Source organism: Streptomyces sp. NPDC001100, assembly GCF_053598575.1.
Window position 1 is genome coordinate 22620 of sequence record NZ_JBSFKO010000009.1, and the last position, 12191, is coordinate 34810.

Annotated in this window: 13 protein-coding genes; 5 read left to right on the plus strand and 8 right to left on the minus strand. The window is 70.4% G+C overall.

The genetic code is table 11. The annotated features are described in order from the left end of the window. Positions 1-134 precede the first annotated feature (134 nt). Complete coding sequence (locus ACWDEW_RS15040) at positions 135-1172, plus strand: LacI family DNA-binding transcriptional regulator (RefSeq protein ID WP_450512967.1); 1038 nt, start codon at positions 135-137, stop codon at positions 1170-1172. Between the two features lie 8 nt (positions 1173-1180). Then, on the plus strand, positions 1181-1963 hold the full coding sequence (locus tag ACWDEW_RS15045; RefSeq protein WP_450512969.1) for a hypothetical protein: 783 nt from the start codon (positions 1181-1183) through the stop codon (positions 1961-1963). Here ACWDEW_RS15045 and ACWDEW_RS15050 read toward each other — a convergent pair. Together ACWDEW_RS15050 and ACWDEW_RS15055 are read right to left on the minus strand one after the other, a co-directional pair. Next, positions 1909-3717, minus strand: coding sequence for a serine/threonine-protein kinase (locus ACWDEW_RS15050; RefSeq protein ID WP_450512971.1), 1809 nt, complete (start codon positions 3715-3717; stop codon positions 1909-1911). The genes ACWDEW_RS15045 and ACWDEW_RS15050 overlap by 55 nt on opposite strands. Positions 3718-3812: 95 nt before the next feature. Next, on the minus strand, positions 3813-5117 hold the full coding sequence (locus ACWDEW_RS15055; RefSeq protein WP_450512973.1) for a DUF6986 family protein: 1305 nt from the start codon (positions 5115-5117) through the stop codon (positions 3813-3815). A 183-nt stretch (positions 5118-5300) separates the two neighbouring features. Between ACWDEW_RS15055 and ACWDEW_RS15060 the strand changes: the two genes are divergently transcribed. Then, entirely contained in the window at positions 5301-6194 is an 894-nt protein-coding gene (locus ACWDEW_RS15060; protein WP_450512975.1) for an endonuclease/exonuclease/phosphatase family protein, read from the plus strand. A gap of 65 nt (positions 6195-6259) precedes the next feature. On the opposite strand, the gene ACWDEW_RS15065 is transcribed toward ACWDEW_RS15060, so the two are convergent. The 4 genes from ACWDEW_RS15065 to ACWDEW_RS15080 all read right to left on the minus strand — a co-directional run bounded on the left by ACWDEW_RS15065 (position 6260) and on the right by ACWDEW_RS15080 (position 9456). Further along, complete coding sequence (locus tag ACWDEW_RS15065) at positions 6260-7222, minus strand: electron transfer flavoprotein subunit alpha/FixB family protein (RefSeq protein ID WP_450512977.1); 963 nt, start codon at positions 7220-7222, stop codon at positions 6260-6262. 69 nt (positions 7223-7291) lie between these two features. Further along, positions 7292-8080, minus strand: coding sequence for an electron transfer flavoprotein subunit beta/FixA family protein (locus ACWDEW_RS15070; RefSeq protein WP_262062823.1), 789 nt, complete (start codon positions 8078-8080; stop codon positions 7292-7294). A gap of 244 nt (positions 8081-8324) precedes the next feature. Next, a complete protein-coding gene (locus ACWDEW_RS15075; protein ID WP_450512978.1) occupies positions 8325-8834 on the minus strand; it encodes a flavin reductase family protein in 510 nt (169 codons plus the stop codon). Between the two features lie 208 nt (positions 8835-9042). Further along, the gene (locus ACWDEW_RS15080; RefSeq protein ID WP_416955589.1) at positions 9043-9456 is read right to left on the minus strand and encodes a TlpA family protein disulfide reductase; all 414 of its coding nucleotides are present in this window, start codon (positions 9454-9456) and stop codon (positions 9043-9045) included. A 75-nt stretch (positions 9457-9531) separates the two neighbouring features. Between ACWDEW_RS15080 and ACWDEW_RS15085 the strand changes: the two genes are divergently transcribed. Continuing rightward, positions 9532-9948 carry a DUF4395 domain-containing protein gene (locus ACWDEW_RS15085; RefSeq protein WP_450512981.1) on the plus strand — a complete coding sequence of 139 codons (417 nt, stop codon included), beginning with the start codon at positions 9532-9534 and terminating at the stop codon, positions 9946-9948. Between the two features lie 186 nt (positions 9949-10134). After that, a complete protein-coding gene (locus ACWDEW_RS15090; protein WP_450512983.1) occupies positions 10135-10863 on the plus strand; it encodes a lysophospholipid acyltransferase family protein in 729 nt (242 codons plus the stop codon). Between the two features lie 4 nt (positions 10864-10867). Here the strand turns inward: ACWDEW_RS15090 and ACWDEW_RS15095 are convergent, their stop codons facing one another. Then, the gene (locus tag ACWDEW_RS15095) at positions 10868-11560 is read right to left on the minus strand and encodes a B3/B4 domain-containing protein (protein ID WP_450512985.1); all 693 of its coding nucleotides are present in this window, start codon (positions 11558-11560) and stop codon (positions 10868-10870) included. Positions 11561-11568: 8 nt separating this feature from the next. Continuing rightward, positions 11569-12141 (minus strand): transglutaminase domain-containing protein, encoded by a 573-nt coding sequence (locus tag ACWDEW_RS15100; RefSeq protein WP_450512987.1) that lies wholly within the window; start codon positions 12139-12141, stop codon positions 11569-11571. Positions 12142-12191: the final 50 nt, after the last annotated feature.

Here is a 12191-nt window from a genome sequence, read left to right on the forward strand (position 1 = left end):
CAGGCCGGAGATATCGGTGGACAGTCTCTCTCGCACATGACAACGTTGTCCAGGCTCTATGCTCGACGCCACATCCTCATACAAACCCATGGACCTATGCATCCCCCGTGGACGACAGGACAGGACAGCGCATCGTGCCAGAGACCGCCCGCCGCCCCGAGAACCGCTACGGCAACCGTCCGACCATGAAGGACGTGGCCGCACGCGCCGGTGTCGGCCTGAAAACGGTGTCACGGGTGGTCAACGGCGAACCGGGTGTCACCCCCGACACCGAGCGCCGCGTCCAGGAGGCCATCGACGCCCTCGGCTTCCGCCGCAACGACAGCGCGCGCGTCCTGCGCAAGGGCAGCACGGCCAGCATCGGCCTCGTCCTGGAGGACCTCGCCGACCCCTTCTACGGCCCGCTCAGCCGCGCGGTCGAGGAGGTCGCCCGCGCCCACGGCGCCCTGCTGATCAACGGCTCCAGCGCCGAAGACCCGGACCGCGAGCAGGAGTTGGTGCTCGCGCTGTGCGCCCGGCGGGTGGACGGTCTGGTGGTGATCCCGGCCGGGGACGACCACCGCTATCTGGAGCCGGAGATCAAGGCGGGCGTCGCGACCGTGTTCGTGGACCGTCCGGCCGGGAGGATCGACGCCGATGTCGTCCTGTCCGACAGCTACGGCGGCTCGCACGAGGGCGTCACCCACCTCATCTCCCACGGCCACCGGCGCATCGGCTTCATCGGCGACATGCCCCGCATCCACACGGCCGCCGAGCGGTTGCGCGGCTACCGGGCCGCCATGGAGGACGCCGGCATAACGGTCGAGGACGCCTGGATGTCCCTCGGCGTGACCGACCCCGTCCGGGTACGCCGGGCCGCCGAGGAGATGCTGTCCGGCCCCTCCCCGGTCACCGCGATCTTCGCCGGCAACAACCGCGTGACGGTCACCGTCGTCCGGGTCCTCGCCGAACAGTCCCGCCGGATCGCCCTCGTGGGCTTCGACGACTTCGAACTCGCCGATCTGCTCCAACCCGGCGTGACCGTCGTCGCCCAGGACGCGGCGGCCCTCGGCCGTACCGCCGCCGAGCGTCTCTTCCGCCAGCTGGACGGCACGCTCATCGCCCCGGAACGCATCGAGTTGCCGACCCGGCTGATCACCCGGGGCTCGGGCGAACTGCCGCCGTCGGACTGAGCCGAACCGTGAACGACGGCACGCTGGAGACTCTGGGGCTGGCCCGGGCACCGCGCGAGTTCCCGCTCGACTACCCGGGCGTATGGCCCACCGCCTCCGGACTCCTCGTCGGGGACCGGCTGTTGCCCCTGGACAGCCACGTCACGTACGAGGGCCGCACCCCTGTCCTCGCCATCGGTTCCAACGCCTCCCCCGCCCAACTGCGGCACAAGATGGCGGAGTGCGGGATCGACTCCCCCGTCCCGATGGTGAAGGTACGGGTCACCGGTGTCGGCGTCGGCGTCTCCGCGCATGTGAGCCGCGTGGGCTATGTGTCCGCGTCGCCGGTCAACTCACCAGGAGTCGTACGGGAGTTGTTCGTGACGTGGTTCGACGCGCAGCAGCTCGCCGTGGTGGACGCGAGTGAAGAGGCCTACGACCGGGCGTGGTTGACCGGGCCCGGGTTCCGTTTCACGTCGTCGGACTCCGGGGAGTCGCTGCGGGGCGCGTATGTCTACGTCAACCGGCACGGGGTGCTGCGTAACGGCACGGGTGCGCCGCGCCGGCATCCGGGTCAGCGGACGCTTCTCACCGAACTTCTCGCTGCCTCACCGGAGTTGAGAACCCTGTTCGGGCGGACGCCGGAGGAGTTCTGCGCACGGGCGCGCGCCGACCGGGAGTTGTGCGAGCGGGGTACGCGACTGTTCCGGGAGGAGGGGTTGGTGACGGTGTCCGGCCTGGAGCACCTCGTACGGCCTCAGCAGACCGGCAGCCCCGGGACCGGTTCGTCGTTGCCCCCGCCCTTGATGTAGACGTCGCTGACATAGACGTTCGTGTTGCCGCTGTCGTCGTCCGTCTTCGCCCACCAGACGTTGGTCCACTGGCCGTATGTCTCGCGGCGGCCCAGGTTCTGCTGGCAGTAGAAGTAGTTGGTGCCCGCGCCGAGGACGCCGGCCTCGGTGCCGGACGCGGTGTAGGACTTGGCGGTGCGCCACACCTGGCAGTTGTATTTGCCGCCGCCGATGGACTGGCAGGCGGTGGCGGGGCTGGAACTGGGGCTGGTTCCGCTGGTGGGAGTGCTGTTGCCGTCCGCGCCTCCGCCGCCGGAGGACGTGGACCTGCTCGGCGAGGCGGTCGGAGACTGCCCGGCTGTCGTGTCCCCACCTTTGCCTGTGTGCTGCTGCGTCGGTGCCCGAGTCCCGTCGGCGCCCTGTCCCGTGGGCCTGGCGGAGTCCGAGCGCTCGGCGTCCGCGCGTGCGGTGGGCGAGGTGGCGCCGGCGTCCTGGGCCGGGGGTGAGTCGCCCTGCGAAGTGACCGACTCGCTAACGGAGTTGACGTAGTGGGCGACGACCACTCCGGCACCGGCGAGGACGACCGCCGCGGCAGCGGCGGCGATCAGGACTCGTGCCTTGCGGCGGGAGTGGGCGGGCTGCGCCATGGGCCCGGTCGGTGGGGTCGGGTGGGGTGCCGAAGCGAGGGGCGGGCCGAAGCCCTGGGGTATAGCTGTGGGAGGGGGCGTCGGCGCAGGTGCGGCAGCGGGATCGGGTTCGGGATCGGGCGGAGGGGAATCCGATCCGGTCGGCCGCACCGAAGAACCGGGGACCTGTGCACCAGAGACCTGTGCACCGGGGACCTGTTCTCCCGCCCCCGAGACAGCGGCAAGCCCTCCCCCGGCCCCCCGCAACAGGGTCGTCGGCGAGTCCGTCTCCGGCGCCTGTGCCACCGCTTCCAGCAGTCTGCGCGCCTGGTCGGCGTCGGGGCGGGACTCGGGGCGTTTGTCGAGGAGTTGGCGCAGGACAGGGGTGAGCGGGCCGGCGCGGTGGGGTTCCGGCAGGGGCTCGTCGACGATCGCCGTGAGGGTGGAGTACGTCGAGGTGCGGCGGAACGGTGAGGCGCCCTCGACGGCCGCGTACAGCGTCGCACCCAGCGCCCACACGTCGGAGGCCGGGCCGGGGTCCGCGCCCTGCGCCCGCTCGGGGGCCAAGTAGTCCAGGGAGCCGATGAGTTCGCCGCTGCGCGTGAGGTGCGTGGCCGAACCGTCGCCCGGGTCGTCCATGGTCGCTATGCCGAAGTCCGTGAGGACGACCCGGCCCGAGCGCTCCAGGAGGATGTTCCCGGGCTTCACGTCGCGGTGCAGCACACCGGCGGCGTGGGCGGCGGCCAGCGCCTCCGTCACCTTCGCGCCGATCCCGGCCGCCTCGCGCGGGTCGAGGGGCCCCCGCTCCCCCAGCACGTCGTCCAGGGAGGGACCGTCGATCAACTCCATGACGATCAGCGGGCGTCCGTCGACCTCCGCGATGTCGTGCACGGCGACGACACCGGGGTGGCGGACCCGCGCCGCCGCCCGTGCCTCGCGCTGCATCCGCAGCCGCAGATCGGCGAGTTGGGGCGCGTAGTCGTCGGTGAACGTGCGCAGTTCCTTGACGGCGACCTCGCGGCCGAGGACCTCGTCGACGGCGCGCCAGACCACGCCCATGCCGCCCCGCCCGAGCCGGGCCACGACGCGATAGCGTCCGGCCAGCAGCCGGCCGGCTCCGTCCACGCGTTCGCTCTCCCCCGAAGACACCGTCGCTCCGTTCCTGTGGCACATCCATGAACGCCGTACAGCCTACGGGGCGAGAGTGACAACGGGAGGGGGCGGCGACGGCTGTGACCGGTCCGCTACTTCGCGGACGCCGTCAGGTCGCCCCGGCGGGGTGCCGCGAAGCCCTCCAGGTCCGTCCGGTTCAGCCCGGTCGCGCCGGCCACCTCCGCGAGGTCGAGCGCGCCGCAGTCCAGGCCGCGCAGCAGATAGCCGCTGAGGGCCTTGGCGGTCGCGGGCTCGTCCATGACGTCGCCGCCGGCCCGGTTGGCGTAGCGGGCGAGGCGGGCCGCGGCCTGTTCGAAGCCCTCGCGGTAGAAGGCGAAGACGGCCGCGTAGCGGGTGGGGATGTGGCCGGGGTGCATGTCCCAGCCCTGGTAGTACGCGCGGGCCAGCGCCCGCCTGGTGAGGCCGTAGTGCAGCCGCCAGGCGTCGTGGACCCGGTCCGTGGGACCGACCGGGAGCACGTTGGTGGAACCGTCCGAGACGCGTACGCCCGTCCCCGCCGCCGCGACCTGCATGACCGCCTTCGCGTGGTCGGCGGCGGGGTGGTCGCTGGCCTGGTAGGCGGCGGAGACGCCGAGGCAGGCGCTGTAGTCGAAGGTGCCGTAGTGCAGGCCGGTGGCGCGGCCCTCGGCGGCCTGGATCATGCGGGCGACCGTGGCGGTCCCGTCCGTGGCCAGGATGGACTGGCTGGTCTCGATCTGGATCTCGAAGCCGATCCGGCCGGCGTCGAGCCCGTGCGCCTTCTCGAAGGCCTCCAGGAGGCGCACCATCGCGGTGACCTGCTCGGCGTAGGTGACCTTGGGCAGGGTCAGGACCAGCCCCTCGGGCAGTCCGCCGGCCGCCATCAGTCCGGTCAGGAAGATGTCGAGGGTGCGGATGCCGCGGTCGCGCACCGGCGCCTCCATGCACTTCATCCGGATGCCCATGTACGGCGCGGCCGTGCCCTTCTCGTACGCCTCGGCGATCAGCCGGGCCGCGCGGGCGGCGGCCTCGTCCTCCTCGGTGTCGGGGCGGGGGCCGTAGCCGTCCTCGAAGTCGACCCGCAGGTCTTCGATCGGCTCGCGCTCCAACTTGGCCCGCACGCGCGCGTGGACGGGTTCGGCGAGTTCGTCCGAGAGGCCCAGGACGGAGGCGAAGGAGGCGGCGTCGGGGGCGTGTTCGTCGAGGGCGGCGAGGGCGCGGTCGCCCCAGCTGCGGATCGTGTCGGCGGCGAAGACGTCACCGGGGACGTAGACCGTGTGGACGGGCTGGCGGGTGCCGGGGTCGCCGGGGTAGCGGCGCTCCAGTTCGGCGTCGACCGGTGCCAGGGAGGCGCTGATCTCCTCGCCGACCGCGCCCGCGAGGCTCGTCGCCACCTTCTCCTGCTCGCCCTGACCCATCCCACACCCTCCAGGTTTCCGCTCTACGGAATCAACAATCCGTAGAACGAAGTTATCCGTGGATCTTCCCGCCGGTCAACACCCTGTCCACGGCGTGAACCCGCGCCGTTCACTCCCGCCCCGAGGCCCTCTTCCGCCCGACGCCCCGCCCCTTCATCCTGACTCGCAAGGGGAGGGATGCCCATGTCGACTGCCTGGACGGTGACCCGCCGCGCGGGGCTGACCACGCTGGTGGCGGCCGCCATCGCCGTGCCACTGATCGGAACCGTACGCACCGACGCCGTCCGGCACGAGACCCGACTGCTGGACGTCATGACCTTCAACCTGCGCTACGCGAGCAGCTCAGAACCCAACAGCTGGCAGGTCCGCCGCCCGGTGATGCGCGACCTGCTGCTCCGCGCGGCCCCCGACATCATCGGCACCCAGGAGGGCCTCTACGGGCAGCTCCAGGACATCAAGCGGGACCTCGCACCGCACTACGACTGGATCGGCAGCGGCCGCAAAGGGGGCAGCCACGACGAGGAGACGGCGATCTTCTACGACACCCGCCGGCTCGCCCCCGTCGAGTACGACCAGTTCTGGCTCTCCGACACACCCTCCGTGATCGGCTCGAACACCTGGGGCGGCGCCCACCCGCGCATCGCCACCTGGATCCGCTTCCGCGACCTCGGGGACGACGGACGGCAGTTCTACGTCCTCAACACCCACCTGGACAACGCGAGTCAGTACGCCCGCGAGCGTGCCGCGACGCTCATCGCCGAGCGCCTCGCCCGCCTCGACCGCTCCCTGCCGCTCGTGGTGACCGGCGACTTCAACACCGCCGCCTACACCACCTCGGTCTACACCACGATGCTGAGCGCGGGTCTCAGGGACACCTGGGACGCGGCGGCCGGTCGCGGGCGGCTCTACGGCACCTTCCACGGCTATCGCGCGCTCGTCCCGGACGGGAACCGCATCGACTGGATCCTGGTCGGCGAGGGGGTCACCGTGCGCCGTACGGTCATCGACACGTTCTCCGAGAACAGCCAGTTCCCCAGCGACCATCTGCCCGTGCAGTCGACGATCAGCCTGCGATGAACGAAGGCTCCCGCGACCATGTGGGTCGCAGGAGCCTCGTACAGCCCGAAGGCATCGGTCCGGGATCAGCCCTTGCGGGTGTTGATCTCCTCGGTGAGCTGCGGGACGACGTCGAAGAGGTCGCCGACCACGCCGTAGTCGACGAGGTCGAAGATCGGGGCCTCGGCGTCCTTGTTGACGGCCACGATCGTCTTCGAGGTCTGCATGCCCGCGCGGTGCTGGATCGCGCCGGAGATGCCGTTGGCGATGTAGAGCTGCGGGGAGACGCTCTTGCCGGTCTGGCCGACCTGGTTGGAGTGCGGGTACCAGCCGGCGTCGACGGCCGCGCGCGAGGCGCCGACGGCCGCGCCGAGGGAGTCGGCGAGGGCCTCGATGATCGCGAAGTTCTCCGAGCCGTTCACACCGCGGCCGCCGGAGACGACGATCGCGGCCTCGGTCAGCTCCGGGCGACCGGTCGACTCGCGCGGGGTGCGCGCGGTGACCTTGGTACCGGTGGCCTTGTCCGAGAAGGTGACCGCGAGGGCCTCGACCGTACCGGCGGCCGGGGCGGCCTCCACGGCGGCCGAGTTGGGCTTCACGGTGATGACCGGGGTGCCCTTGGAGACACGGGTCTTGGTGGTGAAGGAGGCGGCGAACACCGACTGCGTGGCGACCGGGCCCTCGTCACCGGCCTCCAGGTCGGTGGCGTCGGTGATGATGCCGGAGCCGATGCGCACCGCGAGGCGGGCGGCGATCTCCTTGCCCTCGGCGGAGGACGGCACCAGGACGGCGGCCGGGGAGACGGCGGCGTAGGCGGCCTGGAGGGCGTCCACCTTCGGTACGACGAGGTAGTCGGCGTACTCGGCGGCGTCGTGCGTGAGCACCTTCACCGCGCCGTGCTCGGCGAGCGCGGCGGCGGTGTTCTCGGCACCGGGGCCGAGGGCGACCGCGACGGGCTCGCCGATGCGGCGGGCCAGCGTCAGCAGCTCCAGGGTGGGCTTGCGGACGGCGCCGTCCACGTGGTCGACGTAGACGAGAACTTCAGCCATGGGAATGGTCTCCTGCGTGCTTGCGAAGTCTGAGGGGCGGTGAGGGAGTTGAGCCTTGAGCCTTGGGGCCTAGATGAACTTCTGGCCCGCGAGGAACTCGGCGAGCTGCTTGCCGCCCTCGCCCTCGTCCTTGACGATCGTGCCGGCGGTGCGCGCGGGGCGCTGGGCCGCGGAGTCGACGGCGGTCCAGGCGCCTTCGAGGCCGACCTCGTCGGTGTCGATCTCCAGGTCGGAGAGGTCCCAGGCCTGAACCGGCTTCTTCTTGGCGGCCATGATGCCCTTGAAGGACGGGTAACGCGCCTCGCCCGACTGGTCGGTGACGGACACGACGGCCGGCAGGGAGGCCTCAAGCTGCTCGGAGGCGGTGTCGCCGTCCCGGCGGCCCTTGACGACGCCGTCCGCGACGGAGACCTCGGAGAGCAGCGTGACCTGCGGGACGCCCAGGCGCTCGGCCAGCAGGGCGGGGATCACACCGGCGGTGCCGTCGGTGGAGGCCATGCCGGAGACGACCAGGTCGAAGCCGGCCTTCTCGATCGCCTTGGCCAGCACCAGGGAGGTGCCGATGACGTCGGTGCCGTGCAGGTCGTCGTCCTCGACGTGGATCGCCTTGTCGGCGCCCATGGACAGCGCCTTGCGCAGGGCGTCCTTGGCGTCCTCCGGGCCCACCGTCAGGACGGTGATCTCGACGTCGTCGTCCGAGTTCTCGGAGATCTGCAGCGCCTGCTCGACCGCGTACTCGTCGAGCTCGGAGAGCAGACCGTCCACGTCGTCCCGGTCGACGGTCAGGTCATCGGCGAAGTGCCGGTCGCCAGTGGCGTCGGGCACGTACTTCACAGTGACAACGATCCTCAAGCTCACGCCGGCTCTCCTACTGCATCGTCATTTTTCGGCTGCCTACTTCCAGGCAGCATAGGCCCCTTGAACGGCCGTTCCCGGTGCGGGCGGCCGGTGCTCCGAGCGAAATATTACTCGCCAGTACGCAGCACTACGCTCCCTCAGCAGGTGCCCGCTAAGCAAGCGCTTTGAACTGTGACCTGTGCAACGCAGCGTAATCGGAACTCGACGCTTCCGCAGGGTGGCCCGTCACCCACCGGGAGTGGTCTCAGTCACGCAGCCCGTTGAAGCGGCCCTGGTGGTAGAGGAGCGGGCGGCCGGAGCCCGCGTGATCACCGAGGACGACCTCGGCGATCACGATGCGGTGGTCCCCTGCGGGCACGCGCGCGACGACCCGGCACACCAGCCAGGCGAGCACACCGTCGAGGACCGGCACGCCCTCGGGGCCCTCGTGCCAGACGGTGGGCGTCCCGAACCGGTCGGCGCCGCTGCGGGCGAAGGTGGCGGCCAACTGCTCCTGGTGCTCGCCGAGTATGTGCACGCCGACATGGTCGGCCCCGGATATCGCGGGCCAGCTGGACGCGCCGGTGCCGATCCCGAAGGACAGCATCGGGGGCTGGGCCGAGACGGAGCTGAGGGAGGTGGCGGTGAAGCCGACCGGGCCGGTCTCACCACGCGCGGTGATCACCGCCACACCGGCGGCGTGCTGCCGGAAGACGGAACGCAGGAGGTCGGGAGAGGCGAGCCGGGAGGTGCCGAGATCGGGCGTGGCCGTCATGGGGCTGTCCTTCTTGGGGAGGCGACGAGCTGGACCGTGGCTGCTCAACAGCCCGGACAGCACGCGCTCGCGGTGCGTGCGAGGTCGACGTGCGCCCGCCCGAAAAGAAGGAGTTCCGAAGGCATACGGTCAGGCTGACGATAGGTGGTGTGCGCAGTCAAGTACGTTCCGGCATATGGGAGATGACTCACCGCTTCCGCCCGAATCGTCAAACCGCCTCCCCCAGGGCCGCGATGACATCCGCCTTGCGGGGGAGACCGGTGGCGCGCCGCACGACGCGTCCGTCCGCGTCGAGCACCAGCACGGTGGGGGTCTTCAGGATGTCGAGTTCCCGTACGAGGTCCAGATGGTCCTCGGCGTCGATCTCGATGTGGTGCACTCCGGGGACCATGCCGGCCACCTCGCCCAGCACCCGGCGCGTGGCCCGGCAGGGCGCGCAGAAGGCGCTGGAGAACTGCACCAGGGTGGCCTTCTCGCCCAGGTCGCCGCCCAACTCGGCGGCGCCGAGCCGTTTTCCGCCGTCGCGCCCACGCACGCGCACTCTCCCGCTCCGCCGCCGATGCAGCACTCCGTAGGCGCTCGCCGCCGCGAGCACCACCACGCACACCACAAGTCCGCTCATCGACCCTTCTAGCGTTCACGAGACTGCAAAGATTCCCGGCACTCAGAATCGTTTCCGCTGCGGAATCCTTGATTCATGGACATCGACGTACGAGGGCCGCGCTTCGGCGCGGCCCTGACGACCGTAGTACTGGCGGTCGTACTGGTGACCGGCAGCTTCTGGCTGCTGGCCTGGCAGACCCTGGCGTTCGCACTGGGCGCGGCGGGTGGCGTGGGCCGTTCGCCGTACGGCTGGCTGTTCCGGAAGGCCGTACGGCCGCGGATCGGGCCGCCGACCGAGTTCGAGTCGCCGGAGCCGCCGCGGTTCGCGCAGGCGGTCGGGCTGGTCTTCGCCGGGGTGGGCCTGGTCGGTTTGGGCCTGGGACCGGCCTGGCTGGGGCTCGCGGCGACCGGTGCCGCGCTCGCCGCCGCGTTCCTCAATGCCGCGTTCGGGTACTGCCTGGGGTGCGAGATGTACCTGCTCGTACGCAGGGTGACGGTTCGCGCAGAGTAAAGAGAATTTAAAAGTCCGAGGTGGATCAAGTGATGTACGTGACGAGAATCTCGCCGTTCTACGGCACGAGGACTGGCCAGTCGTTCGTTCTTCGGGCACGATCTGCGCAATGCCGTAAACCTACGGCTGCGTAACTTTCCCGCCCGGAGAACCCCTTCCAGGCAGAGAGAAGGGTCCACCCCGTCCATGGCTGAGCTTGTCTACCGCCCCGTCGTCGGTCTCGCCCAAACGTTGTTCAAGGTCTGGGACCTCAAGATCGACCTCAAGGGATCGGAGAACATTCCGCGCTCGGGCGGCGCTGTGCTGGTCAGCAACCACATCAGCTATCTGGACTTCATCTTCGACGGCCTGGCCGCCCTGCCGCAGAAGCGCCTGGTGCGCTTCATGGCGAAGGAGTCGGTGTTCCGGCACAAGATCTCCGGTCCGCTGATGCGCGGCATGAAGCACATCCCGGTGGACCGCAAGCAGGGCGAGACCGCCTACCAGCACGCGCTGGAGTCGCTGCGGTCCGGTGAGATCGTCGGTGTCTTCCCCGAGGCGACGATCTCCCAGTCCTTCACCCTGAAGAGCTTCAAGTCCGGTGCCGCGCGCATGGCCCAGGAGGCCGGCGTCCCGCTGATCCCGATGGCCCTGTGGGGCACGCAGCGGCTGTGGACCAAGGGCCACCCGAAGAACTTCAAGCGCAGCCACACCCCGATCACCATCCGGGTCGGCGAGCCGGTGGAGGCCCCCCAGGACCAGTACGCGGGCGCGATCACCCGCCGCCTGCGCGAGCGCGTCCAGGAGCTCCTTGAGGCCGCCCAGCGCGCCTATCCGGTACGCCCCAAGGGCCCGGACGACACCTGGTGGATGCCGGCCCATCTCGGCGGCACCGCGCCCACCGCCGAAGAGGTCAAGGCGTCCGAGGCTCGCTGAATCGTCACGCCGGGGCGTGGACCGTGATCCGCGCCCCGGGGCTGAACTTCGCCAGCAGTTCGGCGAGTTCGGCACCCGCGCGCTCGACCTCGGCGACGGGCATCGGCGCCAGACTCTCCAACAGGAAGACGGCGGACGTCGATTCCTCCGTGAGCCTGGTGCGCGGACCCTGTCGCCAGTTCCAGCGGCGGCAGGTGACACCGACTGCGTCGGCCCACACCACCTCGCCCGCGTCGGGGTGTTCGACGGCCTCCTCGCCGCCCACGACGGTCACGAACTCCTCGTCCCCGGTGGCCCGTTGGAGGGTCATCCCGCCCTGGATGCGGTCGGCGTCCTCACCGCCCACGGGGATCAGGTACGCGACGCTGATGGCGTTGTAGAGGTCGACCAGCGCATTGATGCGGGGCAGTCCGGCGTCCGTGAGCGCCCTCTTGGCGAGCGCCTCGGCCGAGTTGCGGGTGCGCGAGGGTTTCGACCCGAACGCCGTGTACACCTCGCGCCAGGCCGCCATGTGCGGGTCCTCGTGCGGTGCACGACCGTCCAGCCGTACGGCCAGCCGGCGGGCCGCGTCGTCCAGGAGCGCCGAACTCGCATCGGTGCTCGGCCCGTTGACCAGTCCGGTCGCCTCGATCGCGACATGCGTGAAACCGGGCGCGAGGGCGCGGACTTCGTCGGACACGGTCAGGGTCAGCGTCATGAGGTGCCTCAGAGTGCGGTCGGGAGTGTCTGCCAGAGGTACGGCCGGTCGGGGGCGGCCTTCAGGGCGCTGAGCACGACCGGGTGTGGTTCAGCATACAGGACCGGATAGTCCAGCTCATTGAACTCCGGATCGGGTACGAAGGCCAGCCGCTCGCCGTCGAGGGAGAACTGCGCGTCCACGCCAGGCTTGTTGCCGCGCGGGTCCTGCCGATGCCAGGCCCCGTTGAACCGCACGGCGACCAGCCCGTGCACCACGTCGAACTTCTGGTAGCACAGCGCCGTCGGAATGTCCTCGGCCCGCAGCAGCGCGGCCAGGGCGTGCGCCTTGGCGTAGCAGATGCCGGTGCCCTGCTCCAGGACGTCCGAGGCCCGCCAGGTGACGCGCGGGTCACCCGCGTCCTGCGAGTGGGGAATGGTGTCCCGCACGAACTCGAACGCCAGTCGTGCATAGCCATACGAGTCTTCGGCGCCCATGGCGAGTCGCGCGGCCGTCTCGCGCACAAGGGGATGACCGTGATCGATGGCCTCGTCGGCAGCCAAGTACGCGGACAGGTCGAGGGTGTTCTGGATCAGCTCCATGGACGGAGAGCATAGGAAAGCGATCACCCGACAGTCAATGACTTTTCAGA

Excerpts from the sequence above, each read along its gene's own strand:
- ACWDEW_RS15055 (WP_450512973.1), bottom strand. The coding sequence starts at position 5,117 with ATGGGTCAGGGCGAGCAGGAGAAGGTGGCGACGAGCCTCGCGGGCGCG.
- ACWDEW_RS15060 (WP_450512975.1), top strand. The coding sequence starts at position 5,301 with ATGTCGACTGCCTGGACGGTGACCCGCCGCGCGGGGCTGACCACGCTG.
- ACWDEW_RS15065 (WP_450512977.1), bottom strand. The coding sequence starts at position 7,222 with ATGGCTGAAGTTCTCGTCTACGTCGACCACGTGGACGGCGCCGTCCGC.
- ACWDEW_RS15075 (WP_450512978.1), bottom strand. The coding sequence starts at position 8,834 with ATGACGGCCACGCCCGATCTCGGCACCTCCCGGCTCGCCTCTCCCGAC.
- ACWDEW_RS15080 (WP_416955589.1), bottom strand. The coding sequence starts at position 9,456 with ATGAGCGGACTTGTGGTGTGCGTGGTGGTGCTCGCGGCGGCGAGCGCC.
- ACWDEW_RS15085 (WP_450512981.1), top strand. The coding sequence starts at position 9,532 with ATGGACATCGACGTACGAGGGCCGCGCTTCGGCGCGGCCCTGACGACC.
- ACWDEW_RS15090 (WP_450512983.1), top strand. The coding sequence starts at position 10,135 with ATGGCTGAGCTTGTCTACCGCCCCGTCGTCGGTCTCGCCCAAACGTTG.
- ACWDEW_RS15095 (WP_450512985.1), bottom strand. The coding sequence starts at position 11,560 with ATGACGCTGACCCTGACCGTGTCCGACGAAGTCCGCGCCCTCGCGCCC.
- ACWDEW_RS15100 (WP_450512987.1), bottom strand. The coding sequence starts at position 12,141 with ATGGAGCTGATCCAGAACACCCTCGACCTGTCCGCGTACTTGGCTGCC.